Genomic DNA, 26,237 nt, shown 5'->3' with positions numbered 1-26,237 from the left:
TCTGCAGGTGCCGTTGCCTCCGCGGGCGCCGGGCTGCAAGCCCGGCACCCAACCCTCAACAGCAGCGACCACCGTTGCGTCCGCCGTAGCGCGCTTCCTGGCGCTCGCGGAAGAACGTCTTGTAGTCCATCGGCTCCTGGTCCGGATGCTTTTCCAGCATGTGCCGGACGTAGTTGTCGTAATCAGGAATGCCACAGCATAGCCGTGCGGTCTGCACCAGGCGCCGCCAGATGCGGCGGTGCGCCTGGTACTGGCCGGCGGGAACCAGTTGCGTGCTCATCACAGGTCCACCATTTCATGCGGCTTCAGGGCCACGTAAGGGGTCTCGCGGTCGCTGCGCTGCGGGTTGCGGCGTGCCGCCAGGATGGTCTTGATCGAATACACCAGCACTGCACCCACCACCAGCAGGAACAGCGCGGTCAGGCCGGTGTTGACGTAGGCGTTGACCACGATCTGCTTCATCTGCGCCACCGACTTGGCCGGTGCGGTGATGGTGTCGCTGGCGAGGGCGGCCTGGAACTTGTGTGCCTGGGCCAGGAAGCCCTGTGCCGGGTTGCTGTCGAAGATCTTGATGAAGCCGGCGTAGGTGGTGCAGATCAGCAGCCAGATGGCTGGCACTGCCGTCACCCACGCATAGCGGTCACGCTTCATCTTGAACAGCACCACCGTGCCCAGCATCAGCGCGATACCGGCCAGCATCTGGTTGGAGATGCCGAACAGCGGCCACAGCGTCTGGATGCCACCGAACGGATCGACCACGCCGGTGTAGAGCAGGTAGCCCCACAGCGCCACGCAGCCGGCGGTACCGATGATGTTGGCGGTCCACGATTCGGTCTTCTTCAGCGCCGGCACGAAGTTGCCCAGCAGGTCCTGCAGCATGAAGCGGCCGGCACGGGTGCCAGCGTCGACTGCAGTGAGGATGAACAGTGCTTCGAACAGGATCGCGAAGTGGTACCAGAACGCCATCATCGCGTCGCTGCCACTGGGAATCGCTTCGTGCAGGATCTGCGCGATGCCCACCGCCAGTGTCGGCGCGCCGCCTGCGCGATGCAGGATGGTCGGTTCACCAATCGCCGCCGCGGTCGCGGTCAGCTGTTCGGGGGTGATGGTGAAGCCCCAGGTGTTGGTGATGTAGTGCGCTGCCGATGCGGCATCGGCACCGATCACTGCCGCCGGGCTGTTCATCGCGAAGTAGATGCCCGGATCGATGATCGAGGCCGCGACCAGTGCCATCACCGCCACGAACGATTCCATCAGCATGCCGCCGTAGCCGATGTAGCGCATGTGTGCTTCATTGGCCAGCAGCTTCGGCGTGGTGCCCGAGGAGATCAGCGCGTGGAAGCCGGACACCGCACCGCAGGCGATGGTGATGAACAGGAACGGGAACATGCCGCCCTTCCACACCGGACCATCACCGCTGGCGGCGAACTGGGTCAGCGCCGGCATCTTCAGTTCCGGCATCACCACCAGGATGCCGATGGCCAGCGCGATGATGGTGCCGATCTTGAGGAAGGTCGACAGGTAGTCGCGCGGTGCCAGCAGCAGCCACACCGGCAGCACCGAGGCGACGAAGCCGTAGCCGATCAGCATCCAGGTGATCTGGGTGCCGGTGAAGGTGAACGCAGGGCCCCACACCGGATCGGCGGCGACCTTGCCGCCGTACCAGATCGCGGCCAGCAGCAGGATCAGGCCGACCACCGAGATCTCGCCGATCTTGCCGGGGCGGATGTAGCGCATGTACACGCCCATCAGGATCGCGATGGGCATCGTCGCGATCACCGTGAACATGCCCCACGGGCTTTCGGCCAGTGCCTTGACCACCACCATCGCCAGCACTGCCAGGATGATGATCATGATCAGGAACGCGCCGAACAACGCGATCGTTCCAGGCACCTGGCCCATTTCCTCGCGCACCAGGTCACCCAGCGAACGACCGTTGCGGCGGCTGGACAGGAACAGGACCATGAAGTCCTGCACCGCGCCGGCCAGCACCACGCCCACCACCAGCCACAGCAGGCCGGGCAGGTAGCCCATCTGCGCGGCCAGCACCGGGCCGACCAGCGGGCCGGCACCGGCAATGGCGGCGAAATGGTGGCCGAACAGCACGTGCTTGTTGGTCGGCACGTAGTCCAGGCCATCGTTGTTGATCACCGCCGGGGTGGCCCGGGTCGGATCCAGCTGCATCACCTTGTTGGCGATGAACAGGCTGTAGAAGCGGTAGGCGACCAGGTACAGCGAAACTGCTGCGACGACGATCCACAACGCATTGATGTGTTCGCCGCGGCGCAGGGCCACGGTGCCCAGACAGAAGGCGCCGAGCAGGGCGAGGGCCGCCCAGCCTATTTTGGAAAACCCTTTCATGAGGTGCTCTCTCCCGGAAAGACAGTCAAAGAGTCCCGCGTGCCCTCGGCAGGGTCAATTGGCACAGGACGAATCGGCGGTAGTACTTTGGTCGTACGCTTGTTGTGCTGACGTGCAGCGAACATCAGGGATGGAACAATCGGTTGCGGCGCCGTCCATTGGCGCGCAGCCGTGTGGCGTCCATCTTCAGTGGCATCCATCCAACAGGAGTCGCCATGAGCTTTCCCGAACCGGTCCGCGTGCTGCGGACCATCCGTGGCATGCCCACCTCCGACGGTGCCGGCGTGCGCCTGACCCGTGTCATCGGCGGCCCCACGCTGCCGGACCTGGATCCGTTCCTGCTGCTCGATGAATTCGGCACGGACCGTGCCGAGGACTACATCGCCGGCTTCCCGGAGCATCCACATCGTGGTTTCGAGACCGTCACCTACATGCTTGACGGGCGCATGCGGCATCGCGACAACCACGGCAACGAGGGCCTGCTGACCCCGGGCAGCGTGCAGTGGATGACCGCAGGCCGTGGCCTGGTGCATTCGGAAATGCCCGAGCAGGAAAGTGGGCAGATGCGCGGCTTCCAGCTGTGGGTGAACCTGCCGGCGAAGGAGAAGATGACGGATCCGAAGTACCAGGAATTCGCCCCTGAGCGGATTCCGGTGATGCACCCGGAAGCGGGCGTGGACGTGAAGGTGATTGCCGGCAACGTGGATGGCACGCAGGGCCCGATCGTGCAGCCGGCCACCGAGCCGCTGTACCTGGACATCACGCTGGCCCCGGATCGCGCCTGGACCCATGCGTTGCCGGAAGGGCACAACGCCTTTGCATACGTGTTCGAAGGTGGCGTGACCGTGGGTGAGCAGGACGCGGCGCGCGATGTCGCCCGCCAGGAACTGGCGGTGCTGGGTGGTGGCGAGCAGCTGCATCTGTCGGCCGGCAGCGAGGGTGCGCGGCTGATCCTGGTGGCCGGTCGTCCGTTGCGCGAACCGGTGATGCGCCATGGCCCGTTCGTGATGAACACGCGGCAGGAACTGATGCAGGCCTTCGTCGATTTCCAGGAAGGCAAGTTCTGACGGATTGCGCCGGGCCATGCCCGGTGAAAGAAACCGGTAACGCCGCCGGGCCATGCCCGGCGGACGTCCCGCGCGTCGGATCCTGCGGGGATGCTGCCAGGCAGTCATCCCCGCCATCGTCAGTTCCCGGCAGCCACGGCCGACGGGGTCAGGCTCATGCCCTGCGCCAGCTGCTGCAGCGAGCCCAGTTCCTGCGCGCTGTCCGGATACAGCGAAATCTGCGCGTAACGCCCTTTGTCGAGCTTGACCACACTGATGCGGCGCTCGGCATAACCGGGCGGCTGCTGGCCTCCCAGATCGGGCTGGTACCAGTACAGCGATTCACCGCCGAAGCTGCCCTTTTCCTGGCGCAGCGAGCGGTTCAATGGAAGGTTGGGATCGCGCGCACTGAGCATCAGGGTCAGTACCTCGCGGCCATCGCCGGTGCTGGCGCGGCAGACCAGGAAATCGGCCTGTGCCTGCCGTTGCCACTGCAGGCCGCTGCTGGCCGGCAATGAAGGACATTCGGTGGGAGCCTGCGCGGCGGCCTGGGCCGCAGCGAACAGCAGGCTCGACAACACTACAGGCGCGAACTTCATGCATCCCCCAAGGTGGTGTGTCGTTGGCTCCGCCGGATGGACCGGCAGCCTTGGCATCCCATCCCCGGATGCCACCCCGGCCGGCATGTGCACGGACGGTCAACTCAACCTTAACGGAACGTGAGCGCTCGCACAAATTGCGGTTACAAGCGTAACCATTGCGGCCGAAGGTCGGCCGCAATGGTTCGTACAGGCCTCAGCGGTCGTTGCCGATCCACTTGTAGATGATGCCGCCGATCGCGCCGCCCAGCAGCGGGGCGACCCAGAACAGCCACAGCTGGCTGACCGCACCGCTGCCGGCGAAGAAGGCCACGGCGGTGGAGCGCGCCGGGTTCACCGAGGTGTTGGTGACCGGGATGCTGATCAGGTGGATCAGGGTCAGCGACAGGCCGATCGCCAGCGGCGCGAAGCCAGCCGGTGCCTTGCCATGGGTGGAGCCCATGATCACGATGAGGAACACTGCGGTCAGCACCACTTCGCACAGGAAGGCCGCCGCCACGCTGTAACCGCCGGGCGACAGCGCGCCATAACCATTGCTGGCGAACGCACCGGCCTGGCTGCCGTCGATGGCGAAGCCGCTGGCCCCGGAGGCGATCTGCAGCAGGATGAAGCCGGCCAGCAGGCCGCCTGCCACCTGGGCGATGATGTACGGCACGAGGTCCCTGGTCGGGAAGCGGCCGCCGGCCCACAGGCCGACGCTGACCGCCGGATTGAAGTGCGCGCCGGAGATATGGCCGAACGCATAGGCGCCGGTCACCACGGTCAGGCCAAAGGCCAGGGCGACGCCGAGGAAGCCGATACCCAGCGGATTGCCGTCACCGCCGAACTTGGCGGCCAGCACCGCACTGCCGCAGCCACCCAGAACCAGCCAGAACGTGCCGAGGAATTCGGCGGACAAGCGTTTACCCATGCTCATGTGTTGCACTCCTTTGACGGTGAAAGTGTGATTTATGTCACATTTCAGTGATCAGCGGGTGACTGTAGCGTCAACGCCGGGTGCAGGGATACACCTTCGGATGTGTGCAACACGCGATGTTCAGTACTGCGGCAGCGGGATGAATTCCTTGTCGTCGCCCGGAATGGTGCCGAAGCGGCCGGCTTCCCAATCGTGCTTGGCCTGCTCGATACGCTCCTTCGAGCTGGATACGAAGTTCCACCACAGATGACGCGGGCCATCCAGCGGCTCGCCGCCGAACAGCATCGCCTTCACCGGCGTCTTCGCGCGCAGGCGGCCACGCGCGCCGGCTTCCGGGATCACCAGGTGCTGCGCGGGGATGTCCACGCCATCCAGCTGCGCCTCGCCCTCGAGGATGTACAGCGCGCGTTCGCGATGGCCGTCGTCGATGTCGATTTCCGCATCCGGGTCGAGATCGATCGCCACGTTGAGGGTGTCGGCGAATACCTTCACCGGCGATTCCTCGCCATAGGCGCGGCCGGCGATCACGCGCAGCCAGGCACCGTTGCGGCGCTGCTCGGGCAGGGTGGCCGCAGCGTGGTGGTAGAACGCCGGTTCGATTTCCTCGTGCGACTTCGGCAACGCCACCCAGGTCTGCATGCCGTGGATCGGGTTGTCATGGTCGCGGTCCGGTTGCGGCGTGCGCTCTGAATGGGCGATGCCGCGGCCGGCGGTCATCCAGTTGACGTCACCGGGACGGATCACCTGGTCAGAGCCGAGCGTATCGCGGTGGCCGATCGCACCCGACCACAGGTAGGTCACCGTGGCCAGGCCGATATGCGGATGCGGGCGCACGTCGATGGCGGTGCCGGGGTGCATGAGTGCCGGGCCCATCTGGTCGACGAACACGAACGAGCCGATGCTGCGGGCCTGCAGGGTGGGGACGGCGCGACGGACTTCGAGGCCGCCGATGTCGTGCACGCGCGGGGCGATGATGGTGGTCATGCGGGCGTTCTCGCTGGCAGGGATCAGGTGATCAGCATCGCATGCAGCTGTGACGGGGACATGCCCCGTATGGGTAACAGGTTGTTCCAGCCAACGGCGCAGCCCCTCGTGGCTGGACGCGCATTGCGTATCTCGTGCTTGGCCGGGCGGGTGGGTTGCGCAGGACACGCCGTAAACCCATCCATGGGGGCTCGATGGCGCCATCCGTGGCGCCAACGGTCCTGCGCAACCCACCCGCCCGGCCTTTGACAGTTTCCGTATGCGTCCAGCCACGGAGAAGAAAAAAGAAAATCAAAATCAAACGCCGGCCGCTTCGCTCGCATCCACGCATGGCGTGGATCAAACGTGTCGACCAAGGTCGACACCTACAAGTCATCGAAGTTCACCCACCGTCACCGGAAATCTGTCAGGGGTGGGGCGGTGTGGGTGGGCAGGACCGTTGGCGCCATGGATGGCGCCATCGAGCCCCCATGGATGGGTTTACGGCGTGTCCTGCCTGCCCACACCGCCCCGCCCAACAAACAGAAAAGCCAGAGCCGGCTGTTGCTCCGGCTCTGGCTCTGGCTCTGGCTCTGGTTTTTGCTTCGGCGGTTGCCTCTGCGGGTGCCGGGCCGCAGGCCCGGCCGATAAAACCTCTTACACCACCGGTTCGCGCAGGGCGGGGTTGTCCCAGCCCGGGCGCGGGGCGAAGCGGTCGCCGTGGCGCTGCTGCAGCGCCTTCAACCGCTCGACGATCGCATCGGCACCCACCGCGCGGATGTGCTGGATCGGGCCGCCGCGGAACGGCGCGAAGCCGGTGCCGAAGATCACGCCGGCATCCAGCAGGTCCGCATCGGCCACCACGCCTTCGTGCAGGCACGCCACCGCTTCGTTCAGCAGCGGCAGGATCAGGCGATCCTCAAGATCCGCCGGGGCCTGGTAATCGCTGGCCACGTCCGGCTTCTTCGGCTTGCCGTTCTCCCAGGTGTAGATGCCCTGGCCATCCTTCTTGCCGCGCTTGTCCGGTTCCACCGTCTGCAGCGCGGCCGGAATCTGCAGGCCCAGGAACGGCGCCAGCTCGCGGCCGACGCCGGCGGCCACGTCCAGGCCCACGGTATCGATCAGTTCGATCGGGCCCATCGGCATGCCGAACTTCACCGCCGCCTTGTCGATTACCGGGCCCGGAATGCCTTCGGCATACGCGGTGGCCGCTTCCAGCATGTACGGGAACAGCACGCGGTTGACCAGGAAGCCGGGGCTGCCGGCCACCGGCACCGGGAACTTGCCCAGTGCCTTGCAGAACGCGGCCAGGCGGCGCTCGGTTTCCGGCGCCATGCCATCGTGGTGGATGATTTCCACCAGCGGCATCTGCGCCACCGGGTTGAAGTAGTGCAGGCCGGCGAACTGCGCCGGGCGCTGGATGTGGTCACGCAGTTCCACCAGCGGAATCGACGAGGTGTTGGTGGTCAGCAGTGCATCCACCTTCATCTTCGGTTCCAGCGTCTGGTACAGCGCACGCTTGGCTTCCGGGTTCTCGATGATGGCTTCGATCACCAGGTCGGCCTTGGCCACGCCGTTGCCTTCCAGGTCGGCACGCAGGCGTGCGGCCACCGCCGGGCGCTTGCTCTCGTCGCGCACCTTCTTGGCGAACAGCGCCTGCGCGCGTTCCATGGCCGGGTCGATGAAGCGCTGCTCGCGGTCCTGCAGGGTTACGTCGAAGCCCTTGTACGCGGCCCACGCGGCGATGTCGCCGCCCATCACGCCGGCGCCGACCACGTGCACGTGGCGGATGCCAGAGTCGCCGCCACCCAGGCCCTTCAGGCGCTCGGTCAGGAAGAAGATGCGGATCAGGTTGCGCGCGGTCGGGGTGCTGGCCAGTTTCACCACCGCACGGCGTTCGGCATCCAGGCGTGCCTGGATCGGCTTGCCGCCGCTGCGCTGCCAGGTGCTGATCAGCGCGTAGGGCGCCGGGTACTGGTCCTTCTTCGCCTTGCGCGCGACCTGCTTGACCATCTGCGGGGCCAGCAGGGTGCGGGCCAGCCAGGTGTTGGTCGCCCACGCAGTGGCGCGCTGCTTGAACGGGCGGGTGGTGCCGGACAGGGCCAGCGCCACGGCGGTATCGAGTACCACCGCCGGTGCCACCACCTTGTCGACCAGGCCGATGCCACGCGCGGCCGAGGCCGACAGGGTGCGGCCGGTCAGCATCATGTCCATCGCCGCCGGGGCACCCACCAGCTGCGGCAGTCGCGCGCTGCCACCCCAGCCGGGGAAGATGCCGAGCTGGGTTTCCGGCAGGCCGATGCGGGTGCTGCTGTCATTGGAGGCCACGCGATAGCGGCAGGCCAGTGCGAGCTCAGTGCCACCGCCCAGGCAGTGGCCATGGATGGCCGCCACGGTCGGGCAGGGCAGCTCGGCCAGCTTCTGGTAGGTGGCCTGGCCGCGGCGGATGGCGTCGTTGACGGTGCCGCGGCGGTCGAACTCCTGGAACTCCTTCAGGTCCGCGCCAGCAATGAACCCCGCCTTCTTCAACGACTGGATCACCACGCCCTTGGGCGGGTCCAGCGCGATGCGTTCCAGCAGGTCCCCCAGTTCCAGCAGCACGTCCTGCGACATCGCGTTGACGCTGCTGTCCTGACGATCCAGGGAGAGGACCACCACGCCGTCGTCGCGGATCTCGGGGTGCCAGTGGCTGAAGCGGAGACCATCGAAGCCTGAGAGCATGGACGTTCCATCCGGTTGTGTATGGAGAAGCGGCTATGATCCAGAGGTTGTTTCCCCCGCGTCAAATCCCAATAGCAGGGGAGTGGCGACCCCGGATCCATGGCCGTGGACCGGGACGCTAACGGAACGGTGGTTAAAAGCTGGTGCGGCGCCGGGTGATCGGCGACTGAACTTTTCCCGGGATTGGCAGTCTCATTGCCCGACGTCGGTTGGGCTGACAGGAGTGCGGCCCCTCATGGCCGAGGTTGATACACCACAGGAGCTGGATCTGGAACTGGTCCGGCGCGTGCAGCACGGCGAGAGCGCCGCGTTCGATGTCCTGGTGCGCAAGTACCAGCATCGCGTGGTGGCCCTTGTCGGTCGCTACATCGCCGACTGGAGCGAATGTCAGGACGTCGCCCAGGACACTTTCATCCGTGCCTACCGCGCGATCGGAAGTTTCCGTGGCGATGCCCAGTTCTCAACCTGGTTGCATCGAATCGCCGTGAATACCGCCAAAAACTACCTGGCTTCACACAATCGACGGCCACCGACCGATGACATCGACATCGGCGATGCCGAACAGTTCGACAGTGGTACGCGCCTGCGCGACACCGACACGCCCGAACGCGAGTTGATGCGCCAGGAGCTGGAACAGACGGTGATGAAGGCCGTCAACGCGCTGCCGGAAGAGCTCCGGTCGGCGATCACCCTGCGCGAGGTGGAAGGCCTGAGCTACGAGGAAATCGCGCAGAAAATGGGGTGCCCGATCGGCACCGTGCGTTCACGGATCTTCCGGGCGCGCGAGGCGATCGACACCGAACTCCGGCCGCTGTTGGACATCGGCAGCGCCACCCGTGAGAAGAGCCGCGTATGACCAGTAATCCGCTCAACGAATCGCAGAACCATCAATCGCCCGCCGGGCAGCGCCTGGACCAGCGCCATCGCGAGCAGCTGTCGGCCCTGGTCGATGGCGAGCTGGGCGCCGATGAAGCGCGCTTCCTGCTGCGCCGGATGGAGCATGACCCCGAACTGGCCGGCTGCCAGGAGCGCTGGCAGCTGCTGGGCGACGTGATGCGCGGGCAGGCGTCGGCACTGGCGCCTGCCGGGTTCAGTGCCGCCGTGGCTGCCGCCATCGCCGCCGAGCCAGCGCCGCAGGCCGAGCCACGCCGTCAGGTGCGTCGCAGTGGCTGGCGGGCCTGGGGCGGTGGTGCCGCACTGGCCGCTTCGGTGGCGGCGGTCGCGCTGTTCATGGGCGGTGAGAAGCTGAAGGAAGCCACCCCGGGCGAGCCGTTGGCACCGCAGGTGATCGCCAGCCAGGCAGAGCTGCCGGCCGCGCCGACCAATCCTGCCCCGGTGACCGAGGCCTCTGCAGACACTGCCGCGATGGCCGTGGCGGCGGCTCCCGCCCTGGCGATGGCCGCTGCCGGTCGCCGCCAGGACAGCCGCCGCGCCAGTGCCACCCGCAGCCAGCAGGCCGCGCGTGTCGCCCAGCGTGAGGACGTGCCGCAGCGCGCGGTGGCTTCTGCGCAGGCGCCGCTGACCCCGACCGTACCGGCCAGTACCGGCCGCAACATGCCGTTTGGTGAGGTTGGTGGGCTGCAGGCCCGGCCGTGGCCGCGTTCCAGCCTGGCGCCTGCCGCTGGCGGCGCGCTCAATGCCAGCTTCCCGGCCCATACCGGTGGCGCCGCGTTCTACCCGTTCGAGCCGCGCCTGCAGGACGACCTGCCGGTGCCGCCGCGCCCGCGCGACTGAGCCGGGCGCTTTCACGCCCCGCCGCCGGCGGGGCCCGTATTCCTCTTTCCATCCGATCCGGAGGTTGCCGTCCGATGACTCCCCGACTCCGCACGCAGGCCATTGGCCTGCTGGCCCTGACCCTGCCGCTGATGGCCTGCGCGCAGGCCCCGGCGCCTGCCGCTCCGACCCAGGCTGCTTCGGCCGCCGCGCCGAGGGCGCCGGCACAGCCGCTGGTCAGCGGCCTGCCCGATTTCACCAACCTTGTCGAACAGGTCGGGCCGGGTGTGGTCAACGTCGACACCACCATCGTCCGCAACAACCGCCAGGCTTCGCGGGGCCCGATGGGCGGTGACGACGACATGCCGGAGTTCTTCCGCCGCTTCTTCGGCCCGGACTTCCCGATGCCGGGGCAGGGACCGGGTGGGCAGGACGGTGGCCCCAGCATCAAGGGCCGCGGCATGGGGTCGGGTTTCATCATCTCGCCCGACGGCTATGTGCTGACCAACTACCACGTGGTGGCTGATGCCAGCGACGTGAAGGTCAAGCTGGGCGACAGCCGTGAGTTCAACGCCAAGGTGGTGGGCAGCGACCAGCAGTACGACGTGGCGCTGCTGAAGATCGATGGCAAGAACCTGCCGACCGTGCGCGTGGGCGATTCCAACACGCTGAAGCCGGGCCAGTGGGTTGTCGCGATCGGCTCGCCATTCGGTCTCGACCACTCGGTCACCGCCGGTATCGTCAGTGCACTGGGCCGCAGCACCGGTGGCGCCGACCAGCGCTACGTGCCGTTCATCCAGACCGACGTGGCGATCAACCAGGGCAATTCCGGTGGTCCGCTGCTGAACACCCGTGGCGAAGTGGTCGGCATCAATTCGCAGATCTTCTCCGCCTCCGGCGGCTACATGGGCATCAGCTTCGCGATCCCGATCGACCTGGCGATGAGCGCGGTCGAGCAGATCAAGAAGAGCGGCAAGGTCACCCGTGGCCAGCTGGGTGCGGTGGTCGAGCCGATCGATGCGCTGAAGGCGCAGGGCCTGGGCCTGCCCGACAGCCGAGGCGCGCTGGTCAATCAGATCGTCGCTGGCAGTGCCGCGGAGAAGGCCGGTGTGCAGATCGGCGACGTGGTGCGTTCGGTCAACGGCAGCCCGGTCAACAGCTGGTCCGACCTGCCGCCGCTGATCGGTGCGATGGCGCCGGGCAGCCGTGTCACCCTGGGTGTGATCCGCGATGGCAAGCCGCGCGATCTCAGTGCCACGCTCACGGCGCTGAGCGAAGACGGTCAGGGCAATGCCCGTGCGGCGGCTGCCGCCAAGCCCGATGCGGCACCGCAGGCCGGCGCCAACGCCCTGCTGGGCCTGGACGTGAGCGACCTGACCGCGCCGCAGCGCAAGCAGTTCGGCCTGGATGGCAACGAAGGCGTGCGCATCACCGGGGTCAAGGGCCAGGCGGCGCGTGATGCCGGCCTGTCTCCTGGCATGGTGATCCTGCAGGTCGGCCGCACCCCGGTCGGCAGCGTGGAGAGCCTGAACCGGGCGCTGTCCAGCTACAAGAAGGACGACGTGGTGATGCTGCTGGTGCGCACCGGCAACGGCAACAGCGCCTTCGTGGCGGTGAAGGCCGGCCAGTAAGGCCTGCCCGGGCCGCCCCCGCGGCCCTTGTCCGTCCCCCGAAGCCCCGCCCTGGCGGGGCTTCGGCCGTTCCGGGCGGCCCCCGATGAGACCGCTTTCGCGGCGGGGCGCCGGGCATGCGATAATCGACCGTTACCCTGACGACGCCGCGCGCCGCCGCCACCTATGTCTTCTGATTCGATGCGGAACATCCGCAACTTCTCCATCATCGCCCATGTCGACCACGGCAAGTCCACGCTGGCCGACCGCATCATCCAGCTTTGTGGTGGCCTGCAGGCCCGCGAGATGGAAGCGCAGGTGCTCGACTCCAACCCGATCGAGCGCGAGCGTGGCATCACGATCAAGGCGCAGTCGGTGTCGCTGCCGTACCTGGCCAAGGACGGGCAGACCTACCATCTGAACTTCATCGACACCCCCGGCCACGTCGACTTCTCCTATGAAGTCAGCCGCTCGCTGGCCGCCTGCGAAGGCGCGCTGCTGGTGGTCGATGCTGCCCAGGGCGTGGAAGCGCAGTCGGTGGCCAACTGCTACACCGCGGTGGAGCAGGGCCTGGAAGTGGTGCCGGTGATCAACAAGATCGACCTGCCGACCGCTGACATCGAGCGCGCCAAGGCCGAGATCGAGGCCGTGATCGGCATCGACGCCTCCGACGCCGTGCCGGTCAGCGCCAAGACCGGCCTGAACGTGCAGGATGTGCTGGAAGCGATCGTGCATCGCATCCCGCCGCCGACGCCGCGCGATACCGAGAAGCTGCAGGCGCTGATCATCGACTCGTGGTTCGACAACTACCTGGGCGTGGTCTCGCTGGTGCGCGTGATGCAGGGCGAGATCAAGGCCGGTGACAAGCTGCAGGTGATGTCCACCGGCCGCAACCACCAGGTCGACAACGTAGGCGTGTTCACGCCGAAGCGGAAAGTGCTGCCGGCGCTGCGTGCCGGTGAAGTGGGCTGGGTCACCGCCAGCATCAAGGACGTGCACGGTGCGCCGGTCGGCGACACCCTGACCCTGGCCGGCGACCCGGCACCGAAGCCGCTTCCCGGTTTCCAGGAAATGCAGCCGCGCGTGTTCGCCGGCCTGTTCCCGGTCGATGCCGAGGATTACCCGGACCTGCGCGAAGCGCTGGACAAGCTGCGCCTGAACGATGCCGCGCTGCGCTTCGAGCCGGAAAGCTCCGAGGCGATGGGCTTCGGCTTCCGCTGCGGCTTCCTGGGCATGCTGCACATGGAGATCGTGCAGGAGCGCCTGGAGCGCGAATACAACCTGGACCTGATCAGCACCGCGCCGACGGTGGTGTATGAAGTCCTGAAGACCGATGGCTCGATCATCAACATGGACAACCCGGCCAAGCTGCCGCCGGTGAACCAGGTCGAGGAGATCCGCGAGCCGATCATCCGTGCCAACGTGCTCACCCCCGAGGAGTACATCGGCAACATCATCAAGCTGTGCGAAGAAAAGCGCGGCAGCCAGATCGGCATCAACTACCTGGGCAGCCAGGTGCAGATCAGCTATGAGCTGCCGATGGCCGAGGTGGTGCTGGACTTCTTCGACAAGCTGAAGTCGGTCAGCCGTGGCTACGCCTCGCTGGACTACCACTTCGTGCGCTTCGATGCCGGCCCGTTCGTGCGCGTGGATGTGCTGATCAACGGCGACAAGGTCGACGCGCTGTCGCTGATCGTGCACCGCAGCCATGCCGACCGCCGTGGCCGCGAGCTGTGCGAGAAGATGAAGGACCTGATCCCGCGCCAGATGTTCGACGTCGCCATCCAGGCTGCGGTCGGCTCGCAGATCATCGCCCGTACCACGGTCAAGGCCATGCGCAAGAACGTGCTGGCCAAGTGCTATGGTGGCGACGTTTCGCGCAAGAAGAAGCTTCTGGAAAAGCAGAAGGAAGGCAAGAAGCGCATGAAGCAGGTCGGCCGTGTGGAGATTCCGCAGGAAGCGTTCCTGGCCGTGCTGCAGATGGACAACAAGTAATCCCGCACCGGCCCTGCGGGGCCGGTCGTCCGGTGACGTTGCAAAGGACCCTGAATGAAACTGTTTGAGATCCTCCTGGTCGTGCTGACCCTGGCCTCGGGCCTGATCCTGCTTGCGGACAAGCTGTACCTCGCCAAGCGTCGCGCCCAGCGCGCCGGCCTGCTCGATTCCGAGCCGGTGCTGGTGGATTACTCGCGTGCGTTCTTCCCGGTGCTGGCGATCGTGCTGATCGTGCGCAGCTTCATTGCCGAACCGTACAAGATCCCGTCCAGCTCGATGATGCCGAACCTGCTGATCGGCGATTTCATCCTGGTCAACAAGTTCTCCTACGGCCTGCGCCTGCCGATCAGCAACACCAAGATCGTGCCGTTCGGCGAGCCCTCGCGTGGCGACGTGGTGGTGTTCCACTTCCCCGGCCACAGCGACAACGACCCGGCCAAGGGCGAGAACTTCATCAAGCGCGTGATCGGCGTGCCGGGTGACACCGTGGTCTTCGAAGGCGACGGCGTGATCCTCAATGGCGAGCCGCTGAAGTACGACAACAAGGGCATCTACGCCGGCCACAAGGGCCAGGGCGAGGGCGCCAATCTGCTGGTCGAGCACCTGCCGGGCCGCACCCATACCGTGCTGGAGACCGACTACCCGCGCGGCCAGGGGCAGTGGACCGTGCCGGCCGGCAAGTACCTGGTGATGGGCGACAACCGCGACAACAGCGACGACGGCCGTTTCTGGGGCCTGCTGCCGGAAGAGAACCTGCGCGGGAAGGCCTTCCTGATCTGGCTGAACTGCCAGGGCTGGTTCTGCAAGGATGGCTTCGAGCCGTCGCGGATCGGCTCGAGCATCAACTGATCGGGCATCAACTGAGTACTTTCACATCCAACGCGTATCTGGGGAGAACGCAATGAAGGCGATGAACACGCAGCGCGGCATGACCCTGACCTCGTTCCTGACGGTTCTGATCGTGGTCGGCTTCTTCCTCTACATCGGCATGAAGCTGTTCCCGATGTACCAGGAGTACTACGCCGTGCGCTCGGCGATGAAGAGCCTGGCCAACGAGCCGGGCGTGGGCAGCATGGAGCCGTCGCGGATCCAGGACCTGTTCTTCAAGCGCCTGTACATCAACTACTCGGACAATGTGAAGCCGGCCAACGTGAAGTTCGATCGTCGCGACAATGGCTGGACCCTCAAGGTCAACTACGAAGTGCGTCGCCAGCTGATCGGCAACCTCGATGTGGTTGGCAAATTCGATTCTTCCCAGGACCTGACACGAAGCGGTGCCCAGTAAATTCATCCAACGCGGCGACCTCATCGGTCATCCCTTCGGCGATCCGGCCCTGCTCAAGCAGGCGCTGACCCATCGCAGTGCCGGCGCGCCGCACAACGAGCGCCTGGAGTTCCTGGGCGACAGCATCGTCAACATGATGGTGGCCGAGGCGCTGTACCAGCGCTGGCCCAAGGCCGACGAGGGTGCGCTGACCCGTGCCCGCGCCGAACTGGTGCGTGAAGGCGCGCTGGCGGTGATCGCGCGTACCCTGCAACTGGGTGAGCGGCTGACCCTGGGGCCGGGTGAAATGAAGTCGGGCGGCCATCGCCGCGACTCGATCCTGGCCGACGCGGTGGAAGCCGTGGTGGCCGCGATCTATCTGGATGCCGGCTTCGAGGCCTGCCGGGCGGTGGTGTTGCCCTGGTTCGGCGCCTCGATCGAGGCACTGCCGTCCACCGGCCGGCCCGAGAAGGACCCCAAGACCCGCCTGCAGGAATGGCTGCAGGCCCGACAGAAGGCGTTGCCGCAGTATGAACTGGTGTCAGAATCCGGTGACGACCATGCCAAGCACTTCCGGGTACGCTGCAACGTAGCCGACCCGGCCGCCAGCACAGAGGGCGAAGGCGCCTCGCGGCGGCTTGCCGAACAACAGGCGGCTGCTGCCGTCCTAGAACAACTGGATTCCAAGTGAGCGAACAAACCCCTCATCATTGCGGCAGCGTGGCCGTCATCGGCCGCCCGAACGTGGGCAAGTCGACCCTGACCAATGCCCTGGTCGGTGCGAAGGTCAGCATCGTTTCCAACCGCCCGCAGACCACGCGTCATCGCCTGCTGGGCATCGCCACCTACCCGGAAGGCCAGCTGGTGCTGGTCGACACCCCCGGCCTGCACAAGGTGCAGAAGCGGGCGATGAACCGGGTGATGAACCGCGCCGCGCGCGGCTCGCTGGAAGGCGTCGATGCCGGCCTGCTGGTGATCGAGGCCGGTCGCTGGGATGAAGAAGACAGCCTGGCCTTCAATGTGCTGCGCGACGCTGGCATTCCGGTGGTGCTGGTGGTCAACAAGATCGACCGCCTGAAGGAAAAGGGCGCGCTGCTGCCGTTCCTGCAGCAGGTGACCGAGGGCCGTGATTTCGCTGCCGTGCATCCGATCTCGGCGCAGAAGCGCAACGGCCTGGAAGCACTGGTGCGCGACGTGCTGAAGCTGCTGCCGGAAGCGCCGCCGATGTTCGGCGAGGACGAGATCACCGACCGCAGCCAGCGTTTCCTGGCCGGCGAACTGGTACGTGAGCAGCTGATGCGCCAGCTCGGCGAAGAGCTGCCGTACGCCACCACCGTTGAGATCGAACGCTTCACCGAGGACGGCAACCTGCTGCGCATCGGTGCGGTGATCTGGGTCGAGCGCGAAGGCCAGAAGGCCATCGTGATCGGCAAGGGCGGCGCCCGCCTCAAGGAGATCGGCGCCAAGTCCCGCCTGCAGATGGAACGTCTGTTCGGGGCCAAGGTGTTCCTTGAGACCTGGGTGCGCGTGCGTGAAGGCTGGTCCGATGACGAGGCCGCGCTGAAGGCCTTCGGTTACGAGTAAGCCGTTGCGGTCGCTTCGATGATGATCGAGGACGACACCGGCTTCGTGCTGCACGCGCGGGCCTACCGCGAGACCAGCCTGCTGGTCGAGGTGTTGAGCGCGCAGCATGGCCGCATCGGCCTGCTCGCGCGTGGCGTGTCCACCGCCAAGGGCCAGGTGCTGCGCGCCGCCCTGCAGCCGCTGCAGTGGATCCGCTTCAGTGCCCAGCAGCGCGGTGAACTGGCCCAGCTGCGCGGCGCCGAAGCGCTGGACGCCGCACCGCGGCTGGTCGGCCAGGCGATGCTGGCCGGCTTCTACCTGAGTGAACTGACCCTGCGCCTGGCACCTCGCCAGGACCCGTTGCCTGAGTTGTATCTGGCCTATGGCGAAGCGCGCGCGCGGCTGGCGGTCGGTGCCGGCCTGGCCTGGACGCTGCGTCGTTTCGAGCGTGAGCTGCTGACCGCACTGGGCCTGGGCTTCGAACTGGACAGTGCCAGCGACGGCCAGCCGATCGACCCGGCGGCACGTTACGAACTGGATCCCCAGGAAGGGGCGCAACGTCTGCTCAGCGAGCGCGGCGGGGAACGCCGGGCGGCGGCCACAGGATCGGCGCTGCTGGCGCTGGCGGCGGACGAAGAACCCGATGCGGCCGACCTGGCCAGCCTGCGCCTGCCAATGCGGCGGGTGCTGGCCCATCACCTGGGTGCGCGCGGCCTGAAGTCCTGGGAACTGCTGGAGCAGCTGGCCCCCCGACGGTAGGGGTGTTCGGCAGGGCTTGCAGCCCTGCACCTGCCGAATCAACGTCAACGTCAAAAGCAAAAGCTGGCTGTCCGTGGGTAGGCGGGGTGGGTCCGGTTGCGGGAGACGCCGTAAACCCATGCTTGGGGGCTTGGCCGCGGCATCCATGCCGCGGACACTCCCGCAACCGGACCCACCCCGCCTTCGACAGTTTTCCGCGAGCTGTTGGACATGCCGACGGGGTCAGATCCGTTTTCCCTCGGAAAACGGATCCGACCCCAGATTGATTTCGATATCTGACAGAAATTCATCCACGCATGGCGTGGATCTACCCGATCGCGGAAAACTGTCAGAGGCGGGGCGGTATCGGAGGGCGGGGTGTCAGCCGCATGGATGCGGCTGCCAAGCCCCCATGGACGGGTTTACGGCGTCCCCGCGCTCCGATACCGCCCCGCCAACCCGCGGAATGCCAGCTTTTGCTTTTGCTGTTGCTGTTGCCGTTGCCGTTGCCTTGGCTTGAAGCCTCTGCGGGTGCAGGGCGCAGCCCTGCCGAGCAACCCTCAATGCAGCAGGGCAGCCACCGCGGCGCGGAACCCGGCCTGCGCCTGTCCAGACTCCGGCGCATGATGCAGCTGGCGTACCGCACGCCCCAACCGAGCCGCGCCGACAAACCCGCAGCTGGCCTGCAACCGGTGCAGCTGGCTGCGCAGCTGGCGCTCGTCGTGCTGGTCCACGGCCTGCTCGACCGCGTCGCGTACCCCCGGCAACTCGGCCAGGAACAGCTCGCGCAGGGCGATCAGGTGGTTGCGCTGGCCATTGAGCGCGGCCAGTGCCGCGGTCTCGTCCCAGTCCTGCACCTGCAGCTCGACCGCTGCTGGGGCCGGGGCAACGAAGATCCCCGCCGGGCTGTTCACCAGCGCGCGGCGCACGGCTTTCAGCAACTGGTCGCGGCCCAGCGGCTTGACCAGCGTGTCGCTGAAGCCAGCTTCACGCAGGCGGGCATGGATGGAGGTGTCGCCATCGGCGGTATGCGCCAATGCCGGGGTATCAGGGTGCGAACGGCGCAGTTCACGCAGCAGCTGCGCGCCGTTGCCGTCCGGCAGGTTGACGTCGATCAGCCACAGGTCATGCGCGCCGGGCTCGGCGCTGGCCAGCGCACTGGCCAATGAATCTGCGGTGTCCACGTCCGCCGGTAACGTTTCCAACGCCGCTTTGAAAAAACCGCGGCTGATGATGTCGTCCTCGACAAGCAGGAAGCGGGGCCGGCTGGCCCGCGGGGTCATCTGCATCAGGGCTGCCTCCATGTCAGCTGCTGCAATCATCAAGCACGGCGGCGGCGGGCGCAAGCGGGTCCGGACCCTGCCAGTCAGGATCTGCGACAATGTGCCCCCATTTTTGCCCGCAGCCTGTTGCCACGTGGCCCGATCCCGCTCCCGCATCGACCGTACTCCGTTCCAGACCGAGATCCTCGACCTCAGCCATGATGGTCGCGGCGTCGCCCGCCGTGAAGGCGAGGGTGGCAAGGTCACCTTCATCAGCGGCGCCCTGCCGGGCGAGGTGGTGATGGCCGAACAGACCGCCCGCAGCCGCCATTTCGACGAGGCACGCACGGTGGAAGTACTGCAGGCCTCGCCACAGCGCGTGACCCCGAAGTGCCCGCATTTCGGTACCTGCGCCGGCTGCGTGCTGCAGCACTTGGACGAAGAGCAGCAGATCGTCGCCAAGCAGCGCGTGCTGATGGACAACCTGGAGCGCATCGGCCACGTGAAGCCGGGCGCAGTGCTGGCGCCGCTGGTCGGCGAGAGCTGGGGCTACCGCCGCAAGGGCCGGTTCTCGGTGCGCCGGGTCGAGAAGAAGGACAAGACCCTGGTCGGATTCCGTGAACAGGATCCCCGCTTCGTCGCCGACCTGAGCCAGTGCCTGACTGTGATCCCCGAGATCGGCACCAAGGTCGAGGCCTTGTCGACCTTCATCGAATCGCTCGATGGCAAGCGCGACATTCCGCAGATCGAGTTCATCGCCGGTGACCAGGCCGTGGTGCTGACCGTGCGCCACCTGCAGCCGCTCAGCGATGCCGACCGCGCCGCCTGGGCCGCCTTTGGCCAGCAGCATGGTTTCGTGATCTACCTGCAGTCCGGCGGCGTGGACACCGTGCAGCCGCTGGACGGGCAGGGCGTGCCGCTGTCGTTCCGGCTGGCGCCGTGGGATGTGGAGCTGGCGTTCCGCCCGCTGGACTTCATCCAGGTCAACGCCAAGCTCAACGAGAAGATGATCGCCCACGCCCTCGACCTGCTGGAGCCGGGTGAGGACGAGCGTGTGCTGGACCTGTTCTGTGGCCTGGGCAACTTCACCCTGCCGCTGGCGCGTCGCGTGCGCGAAGTGGTCGGTGTGGAAGGTGATGCCGGCCTGGTCGCGCGCGCCCGTGAGAATGCCGAGCGCAATGGTCTGGCCAACGCGCAGTTCTTCAGCGCCGACCTGACCCAGGACCAGCGCAGCACCCCGTGGATGCGCCAGGGCTTCGACAAGCTGCTGCTTGACCCGCCGCGCTCGGGCGCGATCGAAGTGCTGCAGCAGCTGCCGCTGAAGCAGTTCAAGCGCATCGTCTATGTCAGCTGCCACCCGGGCTCGCTGGCACGCGATGCCGGCTATCTGGTCAACGAACAGGGCTTCACCCTGGTCAGCGCCGGTGCCATGGACATGTTCCCGCACACCGCACACGTGGAAAGCATCGCGGTGTTCGAAAAGCGCTGATCGGCTGTCATGCCCATCGCGCATAATGGCGCGATGGGCATCGAAATCGAACGCAAATTCCTCGTCAGCAATGACGGCTGGCGTGCCGCCGCGCATCGGGTGATCCCGATGGCGCAGGGTTACATCAACGATATGGGGGCGCTCGACCGCGGCACCCAGAATGCCTCGGTGCGGGTCCGCATCGAAGGCGACCACGCCGCGCTCAACCTGAAGTCGCGCACCATCGGCCACACCCGACAGGAGTTCGACTACCCGATCCCGGTGGACGATGCGCGCGCGCTGCTGGCGCTCTGTGTTGGCGGCCTGATCGACAAGCGCCGCCATCTGGTCGAGCACGCCGGGCTCACCTGGGAAGTGGATGAATTCCTCGGCGACAACGCCGGCCTGGTGGTGGCCGAGGTCGAGCTGGACAGCGCTGACCAGGTCATCGAACTGCCGGACTGGGTTGGCGCCGAAGTGACCGACGACGCCCGCTACTACAACGTCGCGCTCGCCAGCCACCCCTATTCACAGTGGTGAACCCCTGAACAGGGGACGGAGGGGATTAAGTCGTCTTTACCCCGCCTGTGCGGAGAGCGACTTAATCCCCTCCGTCCCCTTTTTTCGGCGAGGGTGGGCCCCATGTCGGGGGGATGAGAATCGACATCTACTCCGACGTGGTCTGTCCCTGGTGCTGGATCGGCAAGCATCGTTTCCAGCAGGGCGTGCAGTTGCTGGGCGCCGACGCGCCTGAGCTCGACATCCATTGGCAGCCGTTCCAGCTGGATCCGGACGCGGACGCCACACCGGTACCGCTGCGCGAGGCCTACGTGCGCAAGTTCGGCGGTGCCGAACGTACCGAGCAGATCCTCAGCCAGACCCAGACCACCGCGCGTGCCGAAGGGCTGCCAATGGACTTCAGCCAGGGCCAGGTGCGGGTGACCACGCTGCCGGCGCACCGGGTGCTGTGGCTGGCCGGGCAGCACGACGTGCAGGACGCGGTGGGCGAGGCGCTGTTCCGCGCCCACTTCGAGCAGGGCCAGAACCTGGCCGACCCGCAGGTGTTGATCAAGGCCGGCGTCGCTGGCGGCCTCGATGCGGGTGAGATCGCGCAGATGCTGGCCTCCGATCGCGGCCTGGCCGAAGTCGACGCCAAGCTGGCCCAGGCCCATGCGCTGGGCATTTCTTCGGTGCCGACCTTCGTCATCGATGGGAAGTGGGCCATTTCCGGGGCGCAGCCGCCCGAGGCCTTCGCCAACGCATTGCGCCAGATCGCCGCCGAGCAGGGCGCGCCAGAGCCCCCGGCCGATGGCGACGAGGCCTGCGGCCCGGACGGCTGCAAGGTCTGAACTGCGCGGGGTCAGAGCCCCTGCGGGGATCCGACTCCGGGGTCAGATCCGCACTGCGGCGCTGACCCCACACGTCCTATATGCCTTGACCACTGCGCCTGTCGGCCGGTTCTGCGACAATGCGGCACTGCGCCATGCGGGCGCGCGTTGTGGAGATCGACCATGCTGCTGATCGGCGTTGCCGGCACCGAACTGACTGCCCAGGAACGTGACTGGTTGCAGCACGATGCCGTGGCCGGGGTCGTGCTGTTCAAGCGCAACTTCGCCTCGCGCCAGCAGGTGACCGATCTGAGCGCGGCCATCCGCGCCGCCGCGCCGCGCCCGCAGCTGATCTGCGTGGACCAGGAAGGCGGACGCGTGCAGCGTTTCCGCGAGGGTTACAGCGATCTGCCGCCACTGCAGGACATTGGTGCGCTGTATGCCACCGACCCGCAGCAGGCCTTGGCATTGGCCGAACGGCACGCCTGGCTGATGGCCAGCGAGGTACGGGCCAGCGGCGTGGACCTGAGCTTCGCGCCGGTGGTCGACCTTGGCCGTGGCAACCGTGCCATCGGCAACCGCGCCTTCAGTGAAGACCCGCAGGTGGTGGCCGCGTTCACCGCCGCCTACGTGCGTGGCATGCATTCGGTCGGCATGGCCGCCACGCTCAAGCATTTCCCCGGCCACGGCACCGTGCTGGAAGATACCCACGTGGATACCGCGATCGACCCGCGCGCGCTGGACGAGCTGCGTGCGCAGGACCTGGTGCCCTTCCAGGCCGGCATCGCCGCCGGTGCCGACGCGGTGATGATGGCGCACGTGATCTACCCGCAGGTGGCGCCGGAACCAGCCGGTTACTCGCCGCGCTGGATCCAGGACATCCTGCGCGGCGAGCTCGGCTTCCGTGGCGTGGTGTTCTCCGACGATATCGGCATGGCCGCCTCGCACAGTGCCGGCGGCGTACCGGCGCGCGTGCACGCCCATCTGGACGCCGGCTGCGACGTGGTGCTGGTCTGCCACCCGGAGCTGGTCGATGAAGCCCTGCACGCGGTGCAGGGACGCTCCCTCAATACCGCTGCGCTGCTGGGCCTGATCGGCCGCGGCGCGCTTGGCTGGGATGGCCTGCTGGCCGATGCCCGCCATGGCGATACCCAAACCCGTCTGCTTGAAACCCTTGGAAGAACCGTCTGATGCCCAACCTCACCATTTCCCAGGCCCTGGCCCAGGCTGACCTGCTGGTCGACCGCCCCACCATCGACAAGGCCATTGCTGGTATCGCCGACGCCATCGCGCGCGACTACAAGGGCGAGGTGCCGCTGTTCCTGTCGATCATGCACGGCGCGCTGCCGTTCGCCGGCCAGCTGGCGCTGGAACTGGGTGCGCGCGGGCAGGACGTGCAGTTCGATTACCTGCACGCCACCCGCTACCGTGGCGAAACCACCGGCGGCGACCTGGTCTGGAAGCACAAGCCGGCCACCTCGCTGTTCGGCCGCCGCGTGCTGCTGGTCGACGACATCCTGGACGAGGGCTACACCCTGCAGGGCGTGCGCACCTGGTGCCTGGAGCAAGGCGCGACCGACGTGCGCATCGCCGCGATGACGGTGAAGAAGCACGACCGCGCGCTGCCGGACGTGACCGCCGATTACGCCGGCATCGAACTGCCGGACCGCTATGTGTTCGGCTTCGGCATGGACGTCAACGAAACCCTGCGCTGCGTGCCGGCCATCTACGCAATGAAGGAATAACGGCGCAGCCGCCTGCGGCGCGTCTTCTTCCATCGCCGGCATCCTCGGGTGCCGGCGTTCGTCTTTTCATGGAGTGCTTCGAATGCAACAGATCGCCCTGGCCGTGATCGGCGGTACCGGTGTCTACAACCTGGCCAAGCTCGACGACGTGCAGACCCACGAGGTCGACACCCGCTTCGGCCGCCCGTCCGGTCCGGTGCGCGTGGGCACGCTGCTCGGCCATCGCGTCGCGTTCCTGGCGCGCCATGGTGAAGGCCACTCGCTGCCGCCGCACAAGATCAACTACCGCGCCAACCTGGCCGCGCTGCAGCAGCTGGGCGCGCAGCGCGTGCTGGCGTTGAACACGGTCGGCGGCATCACCGAGGATTTCGGTCCGCGCGTGCTGGCCTGCCCGGACCAGATCATCGACTACACCTGGGGCCGCATCAGCACCATCTGTGAAGAAGAAGGCACCGACGTGGTCCACGTCGATTTCGGCCACCCGTACACGCCGATGCTGCGCAGCAAGATCCTGGCGGCGGCCAAAGTGACCGGTGTCACGGTCCATGACGGTGGCTGCTACGGCGCGACGCAGGGCCCACGCCTGGAAACCATCGCCGAGATCGCCCGCATGCGCCGCGATGGTTGTGATCTGGTGGGCATGACCGGCATGCCCGAAGCCGCGCTGGCACGGGAGCTTGGGCTGGATTACGCCTGCCTGGCGATCATCGCCAACTGGGCGGCGGGCTGCGGTGATGGCGAGGAGATTACGATGGCCGAAGTGCTGGCCAACGTACAGGCGGCGAGCAACGGACTTCCGGAACTGGTGGGCGAATTGGCGCGGGGGTGATTGTCTTCCCCGAGCAAGCTTTGCATACTCAGCTTGTGCGCGGGTTCAGCGTACACCACCCATTCATTGCATAAGGTCTCGCATCACCATGCCGAACGGTACCGTCAAGTGGTTCAACGACGCCAAGGGATTTGGCTTCATCTCGCCGGAGGATGGCAGCGCCGACGTGTTCGCGCACTTCTCCGCCATCAACTCCAAGGGCTTCCGCAGCCTGCAGGAAGGCCAGCGTGTCACCTATGACGTGACCCAGGGCCCGAAGGGTGCCCAGGCTTCGAACATCACGCCGGCCGAGTGATCCACTCGACAGTGCGTTGAAAACCCCGCTTCGGCGGGGTTTTTTTTGCGCGGCGTGCCCGCGGGCCGTTCGCGATCCACCCGCCTCGGGCACAATGCGGCCATGACGGAACGACTGCGTATCGCCGTGATCGGCTACGGCACCGCTGGACAGGCAGTGTCCATCCTGCTCACCCGTGACGGCCACGAGGTGGAGATCTTCGAACGCGTGCCCACGCCGGGGCCGGTGGGTGCAGGTTTCCTGCTGCAGCCCAGCGGCCTGCAGGTGCTGTGGCAGATGGGCCTGCTGGATGCGGTGCGCGCGCATGCGGCGCCGGTGCACCGCCTGTATGGCGACACGCCATGCGAGCGCGCGGTGATGGACATGCGCTACGACGGCCTGGATGCGCGCCTGCACGGACTGGGCATGCAGCGTGGGGCGTTGTTCTCGCTGCTGGATGATGCCCGTGGCGGGCTTGGGCAGCTGCATGCCGGTACCACCATCACCGAGGTGGATGCCGGGCACGGACGCCTGCGCGACAGCGATGGGCGCACGCATGGCCCGTTCGATCTGGTGGTGGCCGCCGATGGCGCGGCCTCTGCGCTGCGCGGCACGATCGCCGGCGGTGCCGGGCTGGACCGCGTGTACCCGTGGGGGGCGCTGTGGTGCCTGTTGCCGGCCGAAGACTGGCCGCACGTGCAGGAGCTGCGGCAGCGCTACGTGGCCGCGCGCAAGATGATCGGCCTGCTGCCGGTCGGTACGCGCCCCGGCGATGACACGCCGCGCCTGAGCTTCTTCTGGAGCCTGCCACGCGCCGACTTCGAGCGCTGGCAGGCCGATGGCATGACGCCCTGGCTGGACGAGCTGCATGCGCTGTGGCCGCAGGCCAGTGCGCGCTTCGCCCACTTGCGCGATGCCGGCCAGCTGGCGCGCGCGGTCTATCGCGATGCAGTGATGACGCGCTGGCACCAGGGCCGCATGGTGCTGGCAGGGGATGCCGCGCACGCGATGAGCCCGCAGCTGGGGCAGGGGGTGAACATGGCGCTGCTCGATGCGTTGGCATTGCGCGATGCCGTTCGCACGCATGGCGGTGGTGCCGAAGCGTTGCAGGCGTACCAGGCGCAACGCAGGGCGCATGTTGCGGTCTACCAGCGCTGGAGCCGTTGGCTGACGCCGTTGTTCCAGTCCGACCGCGATGCCTGGGCGAAGGCGCGCGACGTGCTGCTGGGCCCGATGGGGCGCCTGCCCGGAGGCCGTGGCCACATGCTGCGCGTGCTCAGTGGAACGCAGCAGGGCTGGTTCGGTTCGCTCACGCTGGATCCGGCCTTCATCGACGCACTGGCCACGACGATGGACATGCCTCGCAGCAACGTGGTCACGGCCAGCGCGTGAAGCGAGCCATCACGTGAATTAACGGTTGCCTCACCGCGGATGTGCGAGAAGTAGGTTGCACGCGACTGCGCGTCGCCCGTTTTCCTTTCCGTGATCAACATCGCGCGTGGCCCGGGCTACGCTGCCGTTGCGGCCTGTTGCGGCCCGGACGTGCCGCCTGATGTTGAAGAGGAGGATGCCATGTTGTTCGCGGTCGAGGAGCTGGAATCGGAAATCTGCAAGCTGCGCGGACTGCTGCAGATGCTGCACGAGGACCAGCCCGACGTACTGGAGGATGTATTCGAGTTCCATGTCGGCAGCCTGATCAGCCATGCGTCACCGGAACACCACGCACGCATCCGCACCTGCGCGCAGGAGATGCTGGCGGCAATCCAGGCCTTGCCGCGGCGGCGCGAGGACGACACGCCTGATTTCCAGTTGATGCCACAGCTGGGCATTCGCCCGGCCTGA

At 66.8% G+C, this 26,237-nt stretch carries 26 protein-coding genes; 19 read left to right on the top strand and 7 right to left on the bottom strand.

Going from position 1 to position 26,237, the window contains the following annotated elements:
• Positions 1-55: 55 nt before the first annotated feature.
• Both QP552_RS15470 and QP552_RS15465 read right to left on the bottom strand, forming a co-directional pair.
• Positions 56-280 (bottom strand): CstA-like transporter-associated (seleno)protein, encoded by a 225-nt coding sequence (locus QP552_RS15470; RefSeq protein ID WP_005410613.1) that lies wholly within the window; start codon positions 278-280, stop codon positions 56-58.
• Positions 280-2,361: a carbon starvation CstA family protein gene (locus QP552_RS15465; RefSeq protein ID WP_049427667.1), complete on the bottom strand. Its 2,082-nt coding sequence runs from the start codon at positions 2,359-2,361 to the stop codon at positions 280-282. The genes QP552_RS15470 and QP552_RS15465 overlap by 1 nt, the downstream gene beginning before the upstream one ends.
• A 215-nt stretch (positions 2,362-2,576) precedes the next feature.
• Between QP552_RS15465 and QP552_RS15460 the strand changes: the two genes are divergently transcribed.
• On the top strand, positions 2,577-3,428 hold the full coding sequence (locus QP552_RS15460; RefSeq protein ID WP_286074005.1) for a pirin family protein: 852 nt from the start codon (positions 2,577-2,579) through the stop codon (positions 3,426-3,428).
• A gap of 119 nt (positions 3,429-3,547) precedes the next feature.
• Here the strand turns inward: QP552_RS15460 and QP552_RS15455 are convergent, their stop codons facing one another.
• From QP552_RS15455 to QP552_RS15440, 4 genes are all read right to left on the bottom strand, one after another.
• A complete protein-coding gene (locus QP552_RS15455) occupies positions 3,548-4,006 on the bottom strand; it encodes a hypothetical protein (protein ID WP_111113886.1) in 459 nt (152 codons plus the stop codon).
• Positions 4,007-4,202: 196 nt separating this feature from the next.
• On the bottom strand, positions 4,203-4,922 hold the full coding sequence (aqpZ, locus tag QP552_RS15450; protein ID WP_106551167.1) for an aquaporin Z: 720 nt from the start codon (positions 4,920-4,922) through the stop codon (positions 4,203-4,205).
• A 120-nt stretch (positions 4,923-5,042) separates the two neighbouring features.
• Positions 5,043-5,906: a pirin family protein gene (locus tag QP552_RS15445; protein WP_049427674.1), complete on the bottom strand. Its 864-nt coding sequence runs from the start codon at positions 5,904-5,906 to the stop codon at positions 5,043-5,045.
• Positions 5,907-6,542: 636 nt separating this feature from the next.
• On the bottom strand, positions 6,543-8,606 hold the full coding sequence (locus QP552_RS15440) for a 3-hydroxyacyl-CoA dehydrogenase NAD-binding domain-containing protein (RefSeq protein WP_286074003.1): 2,064 nt from the start codon (positions 8,604-8,606) through the stop codon (positions 6,543-6,545).
• A gap of 235 nt (positions 8,607-8,841) precedes the next feature.
• On the opposite strand from QP552_RS15440, the gene rpoE reads away from it, so the two are divergent.
• From rpoE to recO, 9 genes are all read left to right on the top strand, one after another.
• Positions 8,842-9,462: an RNA polymerase sigma factor RpoE gene (rpoE, locus tag QP552_RS15435; RefSeq protein ID WP_005414197.1), complete on the top strand. Its 621-nt coding sequence runs from the start codon at positions 8,842-8,844 to the stop codon at positions 9,460-9,462.
• On the top strand, positions 9,459-10,340 hold the full coding sequence (locus QP552_RS15430; protein WP_286074001.1) for a sigma-E factor negative regulatory protein: 882 nt from the start codon (positions 9,459-9,461) through the stop codon (positions 10,338-10,340). The genes rpoE and QP552_RS15430 overlap by 4 nt, the downstream gene beginning before the upstream one ends.
• Positions 10,341-10,414: 74 nt before the next feature.
• Complete coding sequence (locus QP552_RS15425) at positions 10,415-11,950, top strand: DegQ family serine endoprotease (RefSeq protein WP_286074000.1); 1,536 nt, start codon at positions 10,415-10,417, stop codon at positions 11,948-11,950.
• A 180-nt stretch (positions 11,951-12,130) separates the two neighbouring features.
• Entirely contained in the window at positions 12,131-13,924 is a 1,794-nt protein-coding gene (gene lepA / locus QP552_RS15420) for a translation elongation factor 4 (RefSeq protein WP_005410603.1), read from the top strand.
• A gap of 54 nt (positions 13,925-13,978) precedes the next feature.
• The gene (lepB, locus tag QP552_RS15415; RefSeq protein WP_014038087.1) at positions 13,979-14,773 is read left to right on the top strand and encodes a signal peptidase I; all 795 of its coding nucleotides are present in this window, start codon (positions 13,979-13,981) and stop codon (positions 14,771-14,773) included.
• A 52-nt stretch (positions 14,774-14,825) separates the two neighbouring features.
• Positions 14,826-15,209, top strand: a complete 384-nt coding sequence (locus tag QP552_RS15410; RefSeq protein ID WP_106551281.1) for a DUF4845 domain-containing protein — start codon at positions 14,826-14,828, stop codon at positions 15,207-15,209.
• Positions 15,199-15,879, top strand: a complete 681-nt coding sequence (rnc, locus tag QP552_RS15405; protein WP_286073998.1) for a ribonuclease III — start codon at positions 15,199-15,201, stop codon at positions 15,877-15,879. The genes QP552_RS15410 and rnc overlap by 11 nt, the downstream gene beginning before the upstream one ends.
• Positions 15,876-16,772 carry a GTPase Era gene (gene era, locus QP552_RS15400; protein WP_005410599.1) on the top strand — a complete coding sequence of 299 codons (897 nt, stop codon included), beginning with the start codon at positions 15,876-15,878 and terminating at the stop codon, positions 16,770-16,772. Before rnc ends, era begins: the two co-directional genes overlap by 4 nt.
• A gap of 18 nt (positions 16,773-16,790) precedes the next feature.
• Positions 16,791-17,510 carry a DNA repair protein RecO gene (gene recO / locus QP552_RS15395; RefSeq protein WP_106551279.1) on the top strand — a complete coding sequence of 240 codons (720 nt, stop codon included), beginning with the start codon at positions 16,791-16,793 and terminating at the stop codon, positions 17,508-17,510.
• 539 nt (positions 17,511-18,049) lie between these two features.
• Here recO and QP552_RS15390 read toward each other — a convergent pair.
• Positions 18,050-18,778, bottom strand: coding sequence for a response regulator (locus tag QP552_RS15390; protein ID WP_099552126.1), 729 nt, complete (start codon positions 18,776-18,778; stop codon positions 18,050-18,052).
• 127 nt (positions 18,779-18,905) lie between these two features.
• Between QP552_RS15390 and rlmD the strand changes: the two genes are divergently transcribed.
• The 9 genes from rlmD to QP552_RS15345 all read left to right on the top strand — a co-directional run bounded on the left by rlmD (position 18,906) and on the right by QP552_RS15345 (position 26,237).
• A complete protein-coding gene (gene rlmD, locus QP552_RS15385) occupies positions 18,906-20,240 on the top strand; it encodes a 23S rRNA (uracil(1939)-C(5))-methyltransferase RlmD (protein WP_111110955.1) in 1,335 nt (444 codons plus the stop codon).
• Positions 20,241-20,273: 33 nt separating this feature from the next.
• Positions 20,274-20,759: a CYTH domain-containing protein gene (locus tag QP552_RS15380; protein WP_111110953.1), complete on the top strand. Its 486-nt coding sequence runs from the start codon at positions 20,274-20,276 to the stop codon at positions 20,757-20,759.
• A gap of 113 nt (positions 20,760-20,872) precedes the next feature.
• Positions 20,873-21,568: a DsbA family oxidoreductase gene (locus QP552_RS15375; protein WP_106551013.1), complete on the top strand. Its 696-nt coding sequence runs from the start codon at positions 20,873-20,875 to the stop codon at positions 21,566-21,568.
• 162 nt (positions 21,569-21,730) lie between these two features.
• Complete coding sequence (gene nagZ, locus QP552_RS15370; protein WP_111110950.1) at positions 21,731-22,738, top strand: beta-N-acetylhexosaminidase; 1,008 nt, start codon at positions 21,731-21,733, stop codon at positions 22,736-22,738.
• The gene (locus QP552_RS15365) at positions 22,738-23,292 is read left to right on the top strand and encodes a hypoxanthine-guanine phosphoribosyltransferase (RefSeq protein ID WP_005410592.1); all 555 of its coding nucleotides are present in this window, start codon (positions 22,738-22,740) and stop codon (positions 23,290-23,292) included. The genes nagZ and QP552_RS15365 overlap by 1 nt, the downstream gene beginning before the upstream one ends.
• Positions 23,293-23,374: 82 nt before the next feature.
• Complete coding sequence (locus tag QP552_RS15360; protein WP_006461208.1) at positions 23,375-24,121, top strand: S-methyl-5'-thioinosine phosphorylase; 747 nt, start codon at positions 23,375-23,377, stop codon at positions 24,119-24,121.
• Between the two features lie 88 nt (positions 24,122-24,209).
• Positions 24,210-24,416 (top strand): cold-shock protein, encoded by a 207-nt coding sequence (locus QP552_RS15355; protein ID WP_005410590.1) that lies wholly within the window; start codon positions 24,210-24,212, stop codon positions 24,414-24,416.
• A 102-nt stretch (positions 24,417-24,518) separates the two neighbouring features.
• On the top strand, positions 24,519-25,787 hold the full coding sequence (locus tag QP552_RS15350) for an NAD(P)/FAD-dependent oxidoreductase (protein ID WP_111110948.1): 1,269 nt from the start codon (positions 24,519-24,521) through the stop codon (positions 25,785-25,787).
• Between the two features lie 180 nt (positions 25,788-25,967).
• The gene (locus QP552_RS15345) at positions 25,968-26,237 is read left to right on the top strand and encodes a hypothetical protein (protein ID WP_111110957.1); all 270 of its coding nucleotides are present in this window, start codon (positions 25,968-25,970) and stop codon (positions 26,235-26,237) included.

This window comes from Stenotrophomonas sp. 59 (assembly GCF_030291095.1).
GTDB classification, from domain to species: Bacteria; Pseudomonadota; Gammaproteobacteria; order Xanthomonadales; family Xanthomonadaceae; genus Stenotrophomonas; species Stenotrophomonas maltophilia_Q.
This window is presented reverse-complemented; position numbering and strand designations above follow the sequence as displayed.